The sequence below is a fragment of the Amycolatopsis sp. NPDC049868 genome (assembly GCF_044461365.1).
In the GTDB taxonomy this organism is placed as follows: domain Bacteria; phylum Actinomycetota; class Actinomycetes; order Mycobacteriales; family Pseudonocardiaceae; genus Amycolatopsis.
The window spans coordinates 29,947-46,401 of sequence record NZ_JBITKV010000020.1 but is presented as its reverse complement, the minus strand read 5'-3'; the positions used below and the strand labels follow the sequence as shown (position 1 = coordinate 46,401).

The window sequence follows — 16,455 nt, the reverse complement described above, 5'->3', positions numbered from 1 at the left end:
CCTGGGATTGTCGGTACCCGCCCCTACTGTGCCCGACCATGGACACCGGACGGCGGCCCGGCGCGGCGCAACTCGCCTTCGACGAGCTGGGAACTCCTTTGCGGGACATCACTTTCGTCGTATTCGACCTGGAGACCACCGGGACGAAACCCGGTCCGGACGGGATCACCGAGATCGGCGCGGTCAAGATCCGCGCGGGCGAGGTGATCGGCGAGTTCGCCACCTTCGTCAACCCGGGGATGCCGATCCCGCCCCAGATCGTCGAACTCACCGGCATCACCGGGGCGATGGTCTACGACGCTCCCCGGATCGAGCGCGTGCTGCCCGCGTTCCTCGAATTCATCTCCGGTGCCGTGCTCGTGGCGCACAACGCCGCCTTCGACACCGGATTCATGCGCGCGGCCTGCGAGGGCCACGGCTACCACTGGCCCAAGACGGCCGTCGTCTGCACGGTCCGGCTCGCGCGCCGGGTGATCTCCCGCGACGAGACGCCCAGCTACCGGCTTTCCGCGCTGGCGGCGTTGTTCGGGGCGCGTACGACGCCCAACCACCGCGCGCTGGCGGACGCGCGCGCCACCGTCGACGTCCTGCACGCGCTGCTGGAAAGGGTGGGCAATCTCGGCGTCCACACCCTCGAAGAGCTGCTGGACTACCTGCCCGAAGTGACCACGGCCCAGCGCCGCAAACGGTCACTTGCCGAGCATCTGCCGTCGAGGCCCGGCGTCTACCTGTTCCGCGGCCCGAGCGACGAGGTCCTCTACGTCGGGACGTCGTCCGATCTGCGCCGCCGGGTCCGGCAGTACTTCACCGGTTCGGAGAGCCGAGGGCGGATCCGGGAGATGGTCGCGCTGGTCGAGCGGGTCGACGCGGTCGAATGCGCGCACGCGCTCGAAGCCGCCGTCCGGGAGCTTCGGCTGATCGCCGCCCACCGTCCCATGTACAACCGCCGTTCCAAGAACCCACGGCACGCGTGGTGGGTCGCGCTGACCGAGGAGGCGTTCCCACGCCTGTCGGTGGTCCGCATGCCGCGAGACGGGACGCTGGGGCCCTTTCGCACCCAGACCGACGCCCGGTCCGCCGCGGACACCCTCGCCGGCGCCTCGGGGCTGCGGACGTGCACCCAGCGCATCTCGGCGACCGCGCCGAGCGGGACACCCTGTGTCCTCGCCGAACTCGGCCGCTGCGGGGCGCCGTGCGCCGGGCTGCAGACGGCCGAGGCGTACCGGCCGGGAGTGCTGGCGGTGTCCGGCCTCATCGCCGGAACGGACGGACGGCCGCTGCGGGCCGCCGCCGACCAGCTGGCCCGGCTCTCCGCGGCGGAACATTACGAACAGGCCGCCCAGCATCGCGATCAGCTGGCCGGGCTGATCCGAGCGGTCGGCCGGGCGCACCGGCAGTCGGCGCTGGCGGGTATTCCCGAGCTGATCGCCGCCGGGCCGGACGGGAACGGCGGCTGGGAACTGGCGGTGATCCGGCACGGCAGGCTCGCGTCGGCGGGGGTCGCCCGGCGCGGGGTGCCGCCGATGCCGGTCGTCGAGATGCTCGTGGCCTCGGCGGAGACGGTGCTCCCGGGGCAGGGGCCGCTCTTCGGCGCGATCCCGGAGGAGATCGGCATCCTCCTGCGCTGGCTGACCCGTCCCGGCGTCCGGCTAGTGCGCACCACACATCCCTGGGCGGAGCCGGCGGCCGTCGCGGGCGGCTGGCAGGAGTGGCTCGATCTCGCGGCGAGCGCGACGGCACTGGAACGCGTGGCGGGCTAGGATTTCAGCACCGGATTCACCGATGTAGGAGGACCCTTTGATCACGGCGATCGTGTTGATCCAGGTCGAAGCCGATGCCATCCCCGAGGCGGCGCAGGCGATCGCGGACATCGAGGGTGTCCGCGAGGTCTACTCCTGCGCGGGCGACGTCGATCTGGTCGCTTCGGTCCGGGTCACGGCCCACGAAGACCTCGCGGATCTGATCCCGGCGAAGATCGGGAAGGTCCCCGGCGTGCTGAGCACCGTCACGCATATCGCGTTCCGTTCGTACTCGAAGGCCGACAAGGAGTCTGCTTTCGACATCGGCGTCGAAGGCGCCTGAGCCGCTTTCCCCGCCGCACGTGCCATGAAAGGTCCTTTCCTTGCAAATTTTGCAAGGAAAGGACCTTTCATAGCGTCCGTAAGCGCGTGAAGGCCCCCTTCCCTCAGCTCAGCCGAGGGAAGGGGGCCTTCACGCGTGTCTCCCGGGTCTAGTGCCCGGAGGTGATCTCCTTGCGCTCCTCGGAAGGCTCGCCACCGATGTCGTCGACCTTGCCGTTGCCGTGCCCGTTGGACCGGGCGCGCTCCAGCGCGATCGTCTCCTCGACCGGGTCCGGGGACCAGGTCGAACCGGCGACGGCGTGTCCGGCCGAGCCGAGCTTGTTCATCTTCTTCGGCACCGAAGCGCCCTGGTACTCGAGCGGGATCGCGTGGCCGTGGTCGTCCACCGGGCCGAGCGGCTGGTGGATCTCGATGAACTCACCGTGCGGCAGGCGCTTGATGATGCCGGTTTCGACACCGTGCTCCAGCACCTCGCGGTCGGCCCGCTGGAGGCCGAGGCAGATCCGGTAGGTGATGTAGTAGGCGATCGGCGGCAGCAGCAGGACACCGATCCGGCCGGCCCAGGTCGTCGCGTTCAGCGAGATGTCGAAGGCGAACGCGATGATGTCGTTGAAGCCCGACAGCATGATGACCGCGAAGAACGTCAGGGCCATGATGCCCAGCGAGGTCCGGACCGGGACGTCGCGCGGACGCTGCAGCAGGTTGTGGTGCGCGGTGTCCTTGGACAGCTTTCGCTCGATCCAGGGATACATCACCAGCAACCCGATCAGCAGCGGCATCCCGACCGCGCCGGGGAAGAACACCGCCGGGACCGTGTAATTCCCGAGGTAGAGCTCCCACGCGGGCCAGATCCGCAGCATGCCGTCGGCCCAGGCCATGTACCAGTCGGGCTGTGAACCCGCCGAGACCTGCGCCGCGTTGTACGGGCCGATGTTCCAGATCGGGTTGATCTGGAAGAGACCCGACATCAGCGCGATGACGCCGGTGACCAGCGCGAAGAACGCACCGCCCTTGAGCGCGAAGACCGGCATGATGCGGACGCCGACGACGTTGGTCTCCTTGCGGCGCACGCCAGGGAACTGCGTGTGCTTCTGGTACCAGACCAGCGCGAGGTGCGCGGCGACCAGGCCGAGCATGATGCCCGGCAGCAGCAGGATGTGGATCGTGTACAGGCGCGGGATGATCTCGTTGCCGGGGAACTCCCCGCCGAACAGCGCCCAGTGGATCCAGGTGCCCATGACCGGCACCGAGAGCACGATGCCCGAGAGGGTCGCGCGGATACCGGTACCGGAGAGCAGGTCGTCCGGGAGCGAGTAGCCGAAGAAGCCTTCGAACATGCCCAGGACCAGCAGCAGCGCGCCGATGACCCAGTTCGCCTCACGCGGGCGGCGGAACGCGCCGGTGAAGAAGATCCGGAACATGTGCACCATCATCGAAGCCACGAAGATCAGCGCGGCCCAGTGGTGCAGCTGGCGGACGAAGAGACCGCCCCGGACGTCGAACGAGATGTCGAGCGTGGTCGCGAAGGCCCGCGACATCTCGACACCCTGCAGGCCGGTGTAGCTGCCGTTGTAGACGACCTCCTCCATGGAGGGGTCGAAGAACAGCGTGAGATAGACACCCGACAGCAACAGGATGATGAAGCTGTAGAGCGCGATCTCGCCGAGCAGGAACGACCAGTGCGTCGGGAACACCTTGTTGAGCTGGTGCCGCATGCCCTTGGCCAGGTGATACCGGTCGTCGGCCCACTTCGCACCAGCGCCCGCGGCCTTCTCGACCGGGTTCGTCCCCTTGGTCGGGGTGGTGAGTGAACTCATGACTTACGCTCCCAAAAGGCCGGTCCGACGGCCTCGTTGAAGTCTCCGCGCGCGATCAGGTAGCCCTCAGAGTCCACTGTAATCGGAAGCTGGGCCAGGGGCCGCGTCGCCGGACCGAAAATCGGCTTGGCGTAGTGGAGCGCGTCGAACTGCGACTGGTGGCACGGGCAGAGGATGCGGTTGGTCCGCTGCTCGTACAGGGAAGTCGGGCAGCCCACGTGGCTGCAGATCTTCGTGTACGCGTAGTAGTCGCCGAAGTTGTAGTCCTCCTGGCCCTGACGCTTGACGACCTTGGCGGCGTCGGTCGGGCGGAGACGGATCAGCATGACCGGGTTGTCGACCCGCTTGAAGGCGGCCGACAGCGCGTGCTCGTCGTGCTCCTCGGACTTGCGGTACGGGAACACCGTCTCCATCGCGCCCGCGTCGAGGTCCTCGGCCCTGACCAGGGAGATCTCGTGCGGACGGCCGGTGTTGCGGCGCAGGTAGACGACCTCGTCCGGGAAGTTCTTCTTCCAGCCCGAGTGCCACAGCGAGTCGCGGTTCTCGGTGTCCTTCCACGGGTCCTTGATGAAGGACGCGATCGGCAGCGCCGCGACGGCGAGGCCGAGCACGCCGGCACCGGCGCCCGCGGACCGCTTGATCATCGACCGGCGCGCGATGGTGCTGCGGCTGCCCGAGTCGGCGAGCTGGGCGATGATGGTGGCCTTGTCGACCTCCTTGGAACCGCCGTCCCCGCGCTCCTGGACCGCGACCTCGGCCGGGATGAACTTCTTGGTGTAGAGGATCACACCGATACCGAGGCTGAGCACGGCGAGCCCGAGGGTGACCCCGAGCAGCGGCGTGTACAGCGTGTACTTGGTGTAGCCGGTCGTACCCGGCTCCTTGTACTCGAACCAGTGCGGCCACGCGATGAGGACCACGAACGCGAGGCCGGACAGCGCGGCCAGCACGAACCAGAGGGCGACGGCGCGCTCGGCGCGCTTCTCCGCCCGTGTCCCCTCGACCGGCCACGGCTTCGGGTACTCCACGATCTCGACCCCGTCGAGCGCGGTACCCAGCTTGACGAGCTGGTCGCGATCCATGTCCGCCAATTCCGCCTCTGTCGGCGGCTTCGGCCCTTCGGCGCTCATGCCTTCGATCCAATCCACAACGTCACGCCGATCAGCGCGGCGATCCCGACGATCCACGCGATCGCGCCCTCCGAAGCCGGGCCGAGTCCGCCGAGCGAGCTACCGCCGGGAGCGTTGTTCCCGTCGCTCACGGACTTCACGAACGCGATGATGTCCTTCTTCTCCTCCGGCGACAGCTGCCGGTCGGAGAACTTGGGCATGTTCTGCGGCCCGGTGAGCATCGCGGTGTAGATCTGCTCTTCCGTGGCCGGGTCCAGGTTCGGGGCGAACTTGCCCGAGGAGAGCGCGCCGCCGCGGCCGGTGAAGCCGTGGCAGGAGGCGCAGTTGAGGCGGAAGAGTTCGCTGCCGCGCGCGACGTCGTCGCCGCGCAGCGCGTCACCCTTCTCGGCGGGACGCTGCGCGCCGCCGCCGTTGGCCTGGATGTAGGCGCCGAGCGCGTTGATCTCGGCCTCGGACAGCTTCGGCGGCTTCCGCTGCGCCTGGGCTTCCTGACGCACCGCGGGCATGCGGCCGGTGGAGGTCTGGAAGTACACGGCCGCGTCGCCGATGCCGATGAGGCTCGGGCCACGGTCGGTGACACCTTCGAGCTTCGGCCCGTGACATTCGATACACGTGTTGTTGTAGAGCTTCTCGCCCTCGCGCAGGAGGGCGGATTCGCCCTGCGCCTGCGCGGTCTGCGGCTCCGGGGCGAAAACGGCGTACAACCCGCCCACGCTGAGCAGCGCGATCCCGAGCGCCAGCACGCCGGCGAAACGCCTGCGTGCCTTCGACCGCTTGCGGAAGCGGCGCTCCGTGTTGTTCTTGCTGGAGGTCATCTTGCGGCAACCCTTGCTGTCAGTTCAGGCCGATAGGTCGTGGTGGCGGCTTCGTTCACGGAAGGATGTAGATCACCGCGAACAGACCCACCCACACGATGTCGACGAAGTGCCAGTAGTACGACACGACGATCGCCGAGGTGGCCTGGGCCGGGGTGAACTTGCTCAGCTTGGTGCGGATGAGCAGGTACACGAACGCGATGAGCCCGCCGATGACGTGCAGGCCGTGGAACCCGGTCGCGAGGTAGAAGACCGTGCCGTACGCGCCGGACGGGATCGTCAGCCCCTCGTGGATCAGGTTCAGGTACTCGTAACCCTGGCCGCCGACGAAGATCGCGCCCATGATCAACGTGATGATGTACCAGCGGCGAAGGCCGAAGACGTCGCCCTTTTCAGCGGCGAACACGCCGAACTGGCAGGTGAACGACGACGCCACGAGGATCACGGTGAACGGGATCGCCAGCGCGATGTTCAGGTGGAAGGGCTCACCGTGCAGCGGCGGCGGCCACTGGCCGGACGCGTTCTGCGCCTTCACGGTGAAGAACATGGCGAACAGTCCGGCGAAGAACATCAGTTCGCTGGACAGCCACACGATGGTGCCGACACTGACCATGTTCGGCCGGTTCAGCGAGTGGACCCGCTGGCTGATGGTGGGAGCTGCCGTTGTCACGCGTCGCATTATGTCCTCTCACGCATGGCGCCCGCCGGGTGGGTCCACGGCGGGTCGCGTGCGTGTCGGGTCACATCTGAACGAAAGTGGGAACCGGGCTACTCATGGGTTTACTAGATCGGCTTCGTGACCTGGTCAGGAAGCCTTCCGTGCCGGGCCTGACGGTCGACACGCCCGGCGTGGAGATCGTCGTGGAGGCCTTCGATCCGGCCGAGGCGGATTCTTCGGCGTTGGCGAGATCACCCGCTTGGGTCGCCGAAGCGCCCGCGATCCTGCGCCATCACTTGAAGCTGCCGCCCGAAAAGGTGGCGGAGGCGGCCTCGATCCTCGCCCAGGACGGCTGGGAGCTGCGAGAACAGGAGCCCGACGGCGAGTTCGCCCTCGCGCACGCACTGAGGGTCCAGACCCTCGACGCGCTGCACTGCGCGCAGGAACGGTCACGGATGGCGGGGCTCGCGCAACGGCTCGGCGGCGATTCGCTGGGCTGGGACGCGCTCCAGCCGTCGGGTGCGTCGACGTGATGTCGGTCATGGCGGATAACATCGCGGGGTCGACATGACTAGACGAGGCGGAGGCGCGCTCATGGGCGAGCAGGCGATGCGGATCCTGGTGTTCAGCCACAAGGCGGAAGTGCGCGAGGCGATCATCAACGCCGTCGGCCGCAGGCCCGCCGCCGACCTCGGCCGGGTGGACTACACCGAGGCGTCCGGCATCTCCGAGGTCCTCGTCGAGATGGACGCGGGCAACGTGGACCTGGCCATCCTCGACGGCGAGGCCCAGCCGACCGGCGGCATCGGGCTGACCCGTCAGCTGAAGAACGAGATCGAGGATTGCCCGCCGATCGTGGTTTCGGTGCGGCGCAAGGACGACCGCTGGCTCGCGACCTGGTCGCAGGCCGACGCGGTGCTGGTCCACCCGCTCGACCCGCTGACCGCCGCCGAGACCGTCGCCGACGTGCTGCGCGCCCGGCGGGTGCCGGCCGTGCACGGCTGAGCCGATGAGCGCGGCAGCCAAGACCTGGCCGTCCCTGCTCAACCAGCTCATCGCGCGGGCGGATCTGTCCGAGGAGGACACCGCGTGGGCGATGGACCAGATCATGAGCGGGGCGGCGACGCCCTCCCAGATCGCCGGATTCGCCGTCGCGCTGCGCGCGAAGGGTGAGACACCGGCGGAGATCTCCGGTATGGCCGACGCCATGCTGGCGCACGCCAAACGGGTGACCATCGACAGGCCGTCGGTGGATATCGTCGGTACCGGCGGCGACCGGTCCAACTCGGTCAACATCTCCACCATGGCCACGGTGGTGACGGCAGCGGCCGGTGCCCCGGTGGCCAAGCACGGCAACCGGAGCGCGTCGTCGAAGTCCGGCGCGGCGGACGTGCTGGAGGAGCTGGGCGTCACGATCGACCTGCCGCCCGAGACGGTCCAGCGCAGCGTGAACGAGCTGGGCATCGGCTTCTGCTTCGCGCCGAAGTTCCACCCGGCCCTGCGCTACGCGGGCCCGACCCGCGGCGAGCTCGGCGTGCCGACGACGTTCAACCTGCTGGGTCCCCTGACCAATCCGGCGCAGCCGCGCAGTTCACTGATCGGCTGCGCGTACGAGGACAAGACCCGCGTGCTGGCCGAGGTGTTCGCGCGGCGCGGTATGACCGTCCTGCTCGTGCGCGGCGACGACGGACTGGACGAGATCACGACCACGACCACGAGTTCGGTGTGGGTGGTCTCCGGCGGCGAGATCACCGAGCGGAGCTTCGACCCCGCTTCGCTGGACATCGCCAGGGCGACCGCGGAGGACCTGCGCGGCGGGGACGCCGCCCACAACGCCGACGTGTTCCGTCAGGTGATGGCCGGGAAGACCGGGCCGGTGCGGGACGCGGTACTGCTCAACTCGGCGGCCGCGCTGGCGGTTTTCGCCGGGTTCTCGGGGTCACTGGAAGACGATCTGGCGGCCGGGCTCACGAGGGCGGCTTCGGCCATCGATTCGGGTGCGGCGGCGGACCTGCTGAACCGGTGGATCGCCTTCGCCTGACGCCTCAGGACCCGAGAGTGTCATGAAAGGGTCGTTCAGGACGTTTTTCGTCCTGAACGACCCTTTCATGACACTCCGCGACCGCCGGCTCCCCTCCGGACGCCGCCCCCTCCAGAGAGCGCTATGAAAGGTCCGTTCCTTGCAAAATTTGCAAGGAACGGACCGTTCATAGCATCGGCGACCCATCACGAAGCGGTACTAAAACGCGCCCGGTAAGCCGTAGGCGTCAGTCCCGTAGCCCGCCGAAGCTGCGTACGCAGGTTCGCAGCGGTCCCGAACCCCGAAGCCCGTGCAACGCGGTCCAGCCGCTGCTCCCCGCGCTCGATCAGCCGGCACGCCAGCGCGATCCGTTCCGTCGTGAGCCACGCCAGCGGCGTCGTCCCCAGTTCGGCACGGAACCGCCGGTGCAGCGTGGCCTGGCTGGCCGCCGCACGCGTGGCGAGGTCGGCGACGGTCAGCGGCCGGTCCAGCCGTTCACGCGCCCACGCGAGCACCGGCGCCAGCGAAGTGTCCGGCACCGGCGGCAGCGGGCGTTCGACGAACTGCCGCTGACCGCCGTCACGGTGCCCGGCGAACACCAGCCGCCTGCTCACCGCGTTCGCGATCTCGGCGCCGTGGTCGCGGCTGATCAAATGCAGCCCCAGATCGAGCGCGGCCGCACTGCCCGCCGCGGTCAGGACGTCGCCGTCGTCGACGAAGAGCACGTCCGGTTCCAGCAGCACGTCGGGGAACAGCGCGCGAAACCGTCCGGCCCACTTCCAGTGCGTCGTCGCGCGCCGCCCGTCCAGGACCCCCGCCTGCGCGAGGGTGAAGGCGCCGGTGCAGAAGCTCACCAGCCGTGCACCCCGCGCGGCCGCGGCGCGGATGGCGCTCAGTACCGACTCCCTGGCCGGGCTCTCCGGATCGGGCCGGTTGGGCACGATCACCGTGCCGGCGGCTTCCACGGCTTCGAGCCCGGCGACCCCGGTGAGAGTGAACATGCCCAGGTGCATGCGCACGGACGGCTCGGCCGCGCACAACGTGAAGTCGTACCAAGGCCTGCCCAGCTCCGGCCGCCGCAGGCCGAAGAGCTCGGTCGCGACGCCCATTTCGAAGGGGTTGGAGCCCTCGTCGACCAGGACGGCGACCTTGTGCGAGGAATCATGCGACATATGCGATTCCTAGCACTCACGTCTCCGGCGGTCCAGCGGCGAGGATCGGATCATGAGCAAGCAGCCGATCGATCTGGAAACCGCACTGGCCGGATTCGACGAGATCTGGAGCCCGCGGATCGTCGCCCACGTCAACGACTACGACGTCCGTCTCGCGAAGGTCGCGGGCGAGCACATCTGGCACGTCCACGAGAACACCGACGAGTTCTTCCTCGTTCTCGACGGGACCTTGGACATCGCGTTGCGCGAAGAGGACGGCGAACGCGTCGTCACGCTGCCGCGCGGCTCCGTGTTCGTCGTCCCGCGCGGGACCTTCCACAAACCGTCCTCAGTGGACGGTGCGTCGCTGTTGCTGTTCGAGCCGACCGGAACGCTCTCCGTCGGCGACGAGCACGACGAGGTCCCCGACCACGTCCAAGTCACCGTCGGACAGGAAATCTCCTTCTAGCCGGCGGAAAACGTCCTGCGGTAAGCACTCGGGCTGGTCCCCCGCAGCTTGCCGAACTGATGCCGCAACGCCGCGGCGGAGGCGTACCCGCAGGCGACCGCGATGTCCTCAATGGACAGACGACCCTCTTCGAGCAGTGACTGCGCGCGGTCGAGGCGGCGCTCGGTGAGCCATCGGTGCGGTGTCGTACCGGTGGCCGCCGAGAACCGGCGCAGGAACGTGCGCTCCCCCAAACCGCTGCGACGGGCGAGCTCCGAAACGGTGAACGGCCGGTCCAAGCGCCGCTCGATCCATTCGAGCGCTTCGGCGAGCACGGTGTCGTCCGGCGCGGCCGTTTCGGGCACCGGCGCCTGCACGAACTGGGCCTGCCCGCCGACCCGGTGCGGTGCCGCGACCATCCGCCTGGCCAGCGTCGTGGCCGCGGCGACGCCGCGCAGTTCCCGCACCAGATGCAGGCACAGGTCGACGGCGGCGACGGTTCCCGCGCTGGTGAGAACGCCACCGTCGTCGACGTACAACGCTTTCGGATCGACCTTCGCCGTCGGGAAGCGCGACCGGAACTCCTGCTCGTAGACCCAGTGGACGGTGCAATTGCGCCCGTCGAGCAGCCCCGCGTAGCCGAGCGAGAAGACGCCTGCGCAGAAACCCGCGACCCAGGCGCCCCGGCTCGCCGCGTCACGCAGGACCTCGATCACCGGCTCCGGCGGGCTCGCGCTGCGCGGTGCGCAGGTCGGGACGATCAGCAGATCCGCGGACGCCGCGAAGTCAAGGCCCCGCAGCCCGTCGAGCCCGAAACCGGACCAGCTCAGGACGTTCGCGCCGCCGGGCGAGCAGACCGCGAAGTCCCAGCCCTCGATGCCGTCGGCGCTGCGATCGGTGCCGAAGACCTCGCAGGCGACACCGAGTTCGAACGGCGAGACCTGGTCGGCGAGCACCACCGCGACCTTCTTCACATCCATCCGGGCAGTGTGTCACAAGTTTTGCGGTCGATGTCATCTCTGACACTGGCCGACCGCGGTCACCAGGGCGAAAGTGGTCGCCATGAACAAGAACAACCCCGTGTTGCAGTGGACGGCCGCGATGGCGCTGTCCGGCACGATCGGCGCCGTCGTCCTCGAAAGCGGCGCCGACGCCCCCGCCGTGGCGTTCGCGAGGAGCCTCGTCGGCGGTCTGCTGCTCCTGGTGTGGAGCGCGGCTCGCGGCTGGCTCCGCCCGTGGACGCTCAGCCGCCGCGACCTGCTGCTCGCCGTCCTCGGCGGCCTGTTCCTCGTCGGGAACTGGGTGCTGCTGTTCGCCTCGTACTCGCTGTCCTCGATCGGGGTCAGCACCGTCGTCTACCACACCCAGCCGCTGATGCTGGTCGGTCTCGCGGCGGCGTTCCTCGGCGAAAAGATGGCGAAGAGCCAGCTGGTCCGGGCGCTGATCGCGTTCGGCGGGGTGACGCTCATCTCCCTGTCCGCGCACGGCGCCGACGGCAAGCCCGTACGGCTGGCCGGCATCGCGCTCGCCCTCGGCGCGGCCGCGCTCTACGCCGGCGCCTCGTTCGTCGCGAAGCAGCTCAAGCACGTCCGTCCGCACGTCCTCGCGGCCGTACAGCTCGTGACGGGCACGATCGTGCTCGCACCCGCCCTGCTGGTCACGCCGCTGCCCACGGACACCTCAGGCCTGCTGTGGCTGGTCCTGCTGGGAACCGTGCACACCGCGCTGATGTACGTGCTGATGTACGCGAGTATCGGGAAGCTGCCGACCACGACGGTGGCGCTGCTGTCCTACGTCTATCCGGTGGTCGCGGTGGTCGTCGACATCCTCGCCTACGGCCACCGGCCGACCTGGCCGGAAGGGGTGGGGATGCTGGCCGTCCTGGCGGCCGCACTGGCGCCGAAGCGCACGCCGGCACGTCAACCCGCCCGCGTTTAGTCCTCTGAATGCGAAAAACGGCGCCCGGTCCGAAGACCGAGGCGCCGCTTTCGGCGTCAGAACGTCACTCGTGATTCGGACCGGTGTGGTACTCGAACACCAGCCCGCCGATGGCGATGATGACCAGGCCCAGCGCGATGATCAGCAGCCAGATGTGGAAGAACGCGAGCGCGACACCGGTCAGCGCGGCGGCCGCCGCGAGACCGATCGGCCAGTAGCTGCCCGGGCTGAAGAAGCCCAGCTCACCGGCACCGTCGCTGATCTCGGCGTCTTCCCGGTCCTCCGGCCGCGGCTCGATGCGCCGCGCCACGAACTGCAGGTAGCTCCCGGCCAGGAAGGCCAGGCCACCGGTGAGGATCAGGGCCACCACACCGACCGGCTCGACGCCGTCCCGGGTCATCGTTCCGGTCATGTACGCGTAGATACCCGCCACGATGACGGAGAAGACCGCGACGAGGAAGAAAATCCGTCCTTCGACCTTCATGGACGTTGCCTCACTCCTGTTTCGGGCTCGAACAGCCGGGTCAGTTGGACGCGACCCGCGCGGTGCGGTCGGTGTTGAACGGGGTGGTGGTGACGGCGTAGGGCGAGCACAGGTCGCCGCAGTTCATCGCCGTCAGCGCCTCGGAAGCCGTGTTCGGCTTGCCGCTCTTCGGGTTCACTGTGCCGCGGAGCTGGATGTACTGCGCGTACTTGTCCGGCGACAGGGCCCTGACCTCGAAGTTCATCCCCGAGTGGTAGGTGCCGCACAGTTCGGCGCAGCGGCCGACGAACGAACCTTCCTTGTCGATCGAGTTCTGGAAGGTGAAGTCCTGGTTGTTCTTCTCCGGGTCCGGCATGACGTCCCGCTTGAAGTGGAACTCCGGCACCCAGAACGAGTGGATGACGTCGGCCGACCGCAGGTTGTACTGGATCGTCTTGTTCGTCGGCAGGACCAGCAGCGGGATCTCGGTCGAGCTGCCGACCGTGGTGATCTCGGGGTCCTCGTGGTTCTTGGAGTCGCTCTTGTACTTGAACTCCCAGTTCCACTGGAACGCGACGATGTCGACCGTGACGTCCGGGTTGTCCGTCTCGGCGAGCACGCGGTTCTCGGTGGTCGCGGTGAAGAAGAACAGCACGCAGACCATGATCGTCGGGACGACGACCGTGAAGAGCTCCAGCGGGATGTTGTACTGGAACTGACGGGGCAGTTCCTCTTCCGCGCCGTCGGCGGTCTTCTTCTTGCGATGGAAGATCGCGGTCCAGAAGATCAGCGCCCAGACGATGACACCGACGGCCAGCGCGGCGATGACGGTCCACGTCCACAGGTTCCGCATGTCGTGCGCCTGCGGGGTCACCCCGACCGGCCAGCCGAAGCGGAGGATCTCGTCCCCGGAACAGCCCGTCGCGGTCAGCATCACCAGCGCGGCGAGCGCTGCGACGCGACCAGCCCGCTTAACTGGGGTGCGCTCTGGATTTCCCACTGCGCCTTGCCCTTTCACCCAGAGCCTCCTCGACCGATCTTCGTGACAGCCGGAGCCTAGCCGAGTTGCGGCGCCGCGCTGACTAAGGGGTAACCCCAACACGCGTATCCCCCACCACATCCGGGTGTACACACCCACCGGCATACTGGGCCCTTCTCCCCGCTCGGCCAACAAGAGGTGTGTGAACTAGACGTGTGCGGCCTGCTTGGACTGATCTGTTCGACCGAAGCCGACGCTGCGAGCGCCCGTGACGCCGTCGACGCGGCCATGCGCTGCCAGCGGCACCGAGGCCCCGACGAGCACGACACCTGGGCCGACGCCGAGGTGGTCTACGGCTTCAACCGGCTGGCCTTCATCGACGTCGACCATGCCCACCAGCCGCTGGTGTGGGGTCCGCCGGAGGCTCCCGAGCGCTACACGCTGAACTTCAACGGCGAGATCTACAACTACAAAGAGCTGCGCGACGAGCTGGCCGCCGAGCACGGTGCGAAGTTCGCCACAGAAGGCGACGGCGAGGCCATCGTCGCGGCGTACCACTACCTCGGCGACGAGGCGGTCAAGAAGCTGCGCGGCATGTTCGCCTTCTTGATCTGGGACTCGCAGGAGAAGGTCGTCTTCGGCGCGCGGGACCCGTTCGGCATCAAGCCGCTCTTCTATTCGGCCGGTCCCGGCAAGGTCGCCTTCTCCAGCGAGAAGAAGAGCCTGCTGGAGCTTTCGAGCGTGCTCGGCGTCGAGGACGAGCTGGACAAGACGGCCCTGCAGCACTACCTGGTGCTGCAGTACGTGCCGGAACCCGAGTCGATGCACACCGGTGTCCGCCGCGTCGAGTCCGGCACGTCGTTCCGGGTGGCCCCCGGCGGTGACGTCGAGTTCACGCGCTACTTCCACCCGCAGTTCAACGCGAAGCCGGTGAACAGCCAGGCCGAGGCCGACGAGCTGTACGAGCGCATCGCCGATGTGATGCGCGACTCGGTCGGCAAGCACATGATCTCCGACCCGGACGTCACGGTCGGCGCGTTCCTCTCCGGCGGTATCGACTCCACGGCGACCGCGACGCTGGCCAAGGAACACAACCCGAACCTGATCGCGTTCACCACCGGGTTCGAACGCGAGGGCTACTCCGAGGTCGACGTCGCCGCCGAGTCGGCCGCCGCGATCGGCGTGAAGCACGTGATCCGCACGGTGTCGGCCGACGAGATGATGGAGGCCTTGCCGCTCATCGTCTGGTACCTCGACGACCCGGTGGCGGACCCGGCGCTCGTACCGCTCTGGTTCATCGCGCGCGAGGCCCGCAAGCACGTCAAGGCGGTGCTGTCCGGCGAAGGCGCCGACGAGCTCTTCTGCGGCTACACGATCTACAACGAGCCGATCTCGCTGGCGCCGTTCGAGAAGATCCCCGGCGGCATGCGGAAGATCATCGGCAAGGTCTCCACGAAGATCCCGGAGGGCACCCGCGGCAAGGACCTGCTGCGGCGCGGGGCGCTGCCGCTGGAAGACCGCTACTACGGCAACGCCCGCAACTTCCGCGACGACCAGCTCCGCAAGGTGCTGCGCACGTACGAGGACGGGATCGGTTTCAAGGACGTCACCGCTCCTTGGTACAAGATCTCGGAGAACTGGGACCCGGTCGCGCGGATGCAGCACGTCGACCTCTACACCTGGCTGCGCGGCGACATCCTGGTCAAGGCCGACAAGGTGACCATGGCGAACTCGCTGGAACTGCGCGTGCCGTTCCTCGACGCCGAGGTGTTCAAGGTCGCCTCGACCATCCCGCTCGACCAGAAGCTCGCGCACGGCACCACGAAGTACGCGCTGCGCCAGGCGCTGGCGAAGATCATCCCCGGCCACGTGCTGAACCGGCGCAAGCTGGGCTTCCCGGTGCCGATCCGGCTGTGGCTGCGCAACGAGATGTACGACTGGGCCAAGGGCATCATCTCGGACTCGCAGACCGACGCGCTGCTCGACAAGAAGGCCGTCCTGGCGCTGCTCGAAGAGCACAAGGCCGGGCAGCTCGACCGCAGCCGTCAGCTGTGGGCGCTGCTGGTGTTCATGCTGTGGCACGGCATCTTCGTCGAGAACCGCATCAAGCCCGAGGTGCCGGAACCCGTCTACCCGGTGAAACTCTAGTCACGACTCCGCACTGGCCTTCACCGTTCACCCGGTGGAGGCCAGCATGGAGCGATGGACTTCGTCCTCGTGCACGGCACGACGCAGAGCCCGGCGGGCTGGGACAGGGTGGCGAAGTTGCTCACCGCCGCCGGGCACCGCACGATCGCGGTGGATCTGCTGACCTCGCGAGAACTGCAGGTCGAAGGCTACGCGCAGCACGCGCGAGACCAGTACGACGGCGAACGGCCGGTCGTGGTGGCCCATTCCGGGGCCGGAGTCCTGCTTCCCTCGATCGCCGAAGCGCTCGACGCGCGGGCGTTGGTGTGGGTCGCCGCCTACATCCCCGATTTCGCCGGTGGCCGGAGCTTGCGAGACGAGGCGCGGGACGTGCTCGAACCGGACTGGATCGGGGTGGACCCGACGACCGATCCCGCGAAGGCGTCGGAATTCCTCTTCCACGACTGCGATCCCGAGACCGAACGGCTGGCGCTGGACAGTCTGCGGCTGTTCGACCCCGCGGTGCTCGCGGCGCATCGGGCCGGGGTGGCGCCGGAGATCCCGTCGACGGTGATCGTCCCCACCCGGGACCGCACTCTCCGGCTGGCATGGCTGCGACGAGCCGCCCGGGAACGGCTCGGGGTCACCGCGATCGAGATCGACGCGGGGCACTGCCCGCACCTTTCGAGGCCCGCCGAACTCGCCGCCATCCTGACCGGACGCGGGGGGGGGGCCCCCCCCCCCCCCGGCCGCCCCGGGCGGGGGGGGGGCCGGCGGGGGGGGGGGGGCGCCCCCGCCCCCCCGGGGGGGGGGGGGGGCCCCCCCGGC

Annotated in this window: 16 protein-coding genes and 1 pseudogene; 9 read left to right on the top strand and 8 right to left on the bottom strand. The window is 68.5% G+C overall.

Translation table 11 applies throughout. From position 1 onward, the window contains the following. Positions 1–38: 38 nt before the first annotated feature. On the top strand, positions 39–1,760 hold the full coding sequence (locus tag ACIBTM_RS43105) for a DEDD exonuclease domain-containing protein (protein WP_395882910.1): 1,722 nt from the start codon (positions 39–41) through the stop codon (positions 1,758–1,760). A 37-nt stretch (positions 1,761–1,797) separates the two neighbouring features. Beyond that, positions 1,798–2,082 (top strand): Lrp/AsnC family transcriptional regulator, encoded by a 285-nt coding sequence (locus ACIBTM_RS43100; protein ID WP_016336037.1) that lies wholly within the window; start codon positions 1,798–1,800, stop codon positions 2,080–2,082. 148 nt (positions 2,083–2,230) lie between these two features. Here ACIBTM_RS43100 and ACIBTM_RS43095 read toward each other — a convergent pair whose 3' ends face one another. The 4 genes from ACIBTM_RS43095 to ACIBTM_RS43080 are packed head-to-tail and all read right to left on the bottom strand — an operon-like array spanning position 2,231 to position 6,522. Further along, the gene (locus tag ACIBTM_RS43095) at positions 2,231–3,898 is read right to left on the bottom strand and encodes a cytochrome bc complex cytochrome b subunit (protein ID WP_125794857.1); all 1,668 of its coding nucleotides are present in this window, start codon (positions 3,896–3,898) and stop codon (positions 2,231–2,233) included. Beyond that, the gene (locus tag ACIBTM_RS43090; protein ID WP_395882909.1) at positions 3,895–5,028 is read right to left on the bottom strand and encodes a ubiquinol-cytochrome c reductase iron-sulfur subunit; all 1,134 of its coding nucleotides are present in this window, start codon (positions 5,026–5,028) and stop codon (positions 3,895–3,897) included. Before ACIBTM_RS43090 ends, ACIBTM_RS43095 begins: the two co-directional genes overlap by 4 nt. After that, positions 5,025–5,843, bottom strand: coding sequence for a c-type cytochrome (locus ACIBTM_RS43085; RefSeq protein ID WP_395882908.1), 819 nt, complete (start codon positions 5,841–5,843; stop codon positions 5,025–5,027). Before ACIBTM_RS43085 ends, ACIBTM_RS43090 begins: the two co-directional genes overlap by 4 nt. 55 nt (positions 5,844–5,898) lie before the next feature. Continuing rightward, complete coding sequence (locus ACIBTM_RS43080) at positions 5,899–6,522, bottom strand: heme-copper oxidase subunit III (RefSeq protein ID WP_076168078.1); 624 nt, start codon at positions 6,520–6,522, stop codon at positions 5,899–5,901. A 95-nt stretch (positions 6,523–6,617) separates the two neighbouring features. On the opposite strand from ACIBTM_RS43080, the gene ACIBTM_RS43075 reads away from it, so the two are divergent. From ACIBTM_RS43075 to trpD, 3 genes are all read left to right on the top strand, one after another. Beyond that, the gene (locus ACIBTM_RS43075; RefSeq protein ID WP_395882907.1) at positions 6,618–7,034 is read left to right on the top strand and encodes a hypothetical protein; all 417 of its coding nucleotides are present in this window, start codon (positions 6,618–6,620) and stop codon (positions 7,032–7,034) included. Positions 7,035–7,095: 61 nt separating this feature from the next. Then, complete coding sequence (locus ACIBTM_RS43070) at positions 7,096–7,506, top strand: hypothetical protein (protein WP_016336048.1); 411 nt, start codon at positions 7,096–7,098, stop codon at positions 7,504–7,506. A gap of 4 nt (positions 7,507–7,510) precedes the next feature. Continuing rightward, entirely contained in the window at positions 7,511–8,542 is a 1,032-nt protein-coding gene (trpD, locus tag ACIBTM_RS43065) for an anthranilate phosphoribosyltransferase (RefSeq protein WP_395882906.1), read from the top strand. A 185-nt stretch (positions 8,543–8,727) separates the two neighbouring features. Here the strand turns inward: trpD and ACIBTM_RS43060 are convergent, their stop codons facing one another. Then, positions 8,728–9,693, bottom strand: coding sequence for a helix-turn-helix domain-containing protein (locus ACIBTM_RS43060; protein ID WP_395882905.1), 966 nt, complete (start codon positions 9,691–9,693; stop codon positions 8,728–8,730). A gap of 52 nt (positions 9,694–9,745) precedes the next feature. Between ACIBTM_RS43060 and ACIBTM_RS43055 the strand changes: the two genes are divergently transcribed. Beyond that, complete coding sequence (locus ACIBTM_RS43055) at positions 9,746–10,141, top strand: cupin domain-containing protein (protein WP_395882904.1); 396 nt, start codon at positions 9,746–9,748, stop codon at positions 10,139–10,141. On the opposite strand, the gene ACIBTM_RS43050 is transcribed toward ACIBTM_RS43055, so the two are convergent. Continuing rightward, positions 10,138–11,100 carry a GlxA family transcriptional regulator gene (locus ACIBTM_RS43050; protein ID WP_395882903.1) on the bottom strand — a complete coding sequence of 321 codons (963 nt, stop codon included), beginning with the start codon at positions 11,098–11,100 and terminating at the stop codon, positions 10,138–10,140. The two genes, ACIBTM_RS43055 and ACIBTM_RS43050, sit on opposite strands and share 4 nt — an antisense overlap. Positions 11,101–11,182: 82 nt before the next feature. Here ACIBTM_RS43050 and ACIBTM_RS43045 point away from each other — a divergent pair, with 82 nt between their 5' ends. Beyond that, positions 11,183–12,058 (top strand): DMT family transporter, encoded by an 876-nt coding sequence (locus tag ACIBTM_RS43045; RefSeq protein WP_395882902.1) that lies wholly within the window; start codon positions 11,183–11,185, stop codon positions 12,056–12,058. A gap of 64 nt (positions 12,059–12,122) precedes the next feature. Here the strand turns inward: ACIBTM_RS43045 and ACIBTM_RS43040 are convergent, their stop codons facing one another. Then, on the bottom strand, positions 12,123–12,542 hold the full coding sequence (locus ACIBTM_RS43040) for a cytochrome c oxidase subunit 4 (protein ID WP_240594082.1): 420 nt from the start codon (positions 12,540–12,542) through the stop codon (positions 12,123–12,125). Between the two features lie 40 nt (positions 12,543–12,582). Continuing rightward, entirely contained in the window at positions 12,583–13,521 is a 939-nt protein-coding gene (locus ACIBTM_RS43035) for a cytochrome c oxidase subunit II (protein WP_395882901.1), read from the bottom strand. A gap of 192 nt (positions 13,522–13,713) precedes the next feature. Between ACIBTM_RS43035 and asnB the strand changes: the two genes are divergently transcribed. Together asnB and ACIBTM_RS43025 are read left to right on the top strand one after the other, a co-directional pair. Beyond that, positions 13,714–15,648, top strand: coding sequence for an asparagine synthase (glutamine-hydrolyzing) (gene asnB / locus ACIBTM_RS43030; protein ID WP_395882900.1), 1,935 nt, complete (start codon positions 13,714–13,716; stop codon positions 15,646–15,648). A 54-nt stretch (positions 15,649–15,702) separates the two neighbouring features. After that, positions 15,703–16,275: pseudogene (locus ACIBTM_RS43025) on the top strand (alpha/beta fold hydrolase); the annotation flags it as partial. Positions 16,276–16,455: the final 180 nt, after the last annotated feature.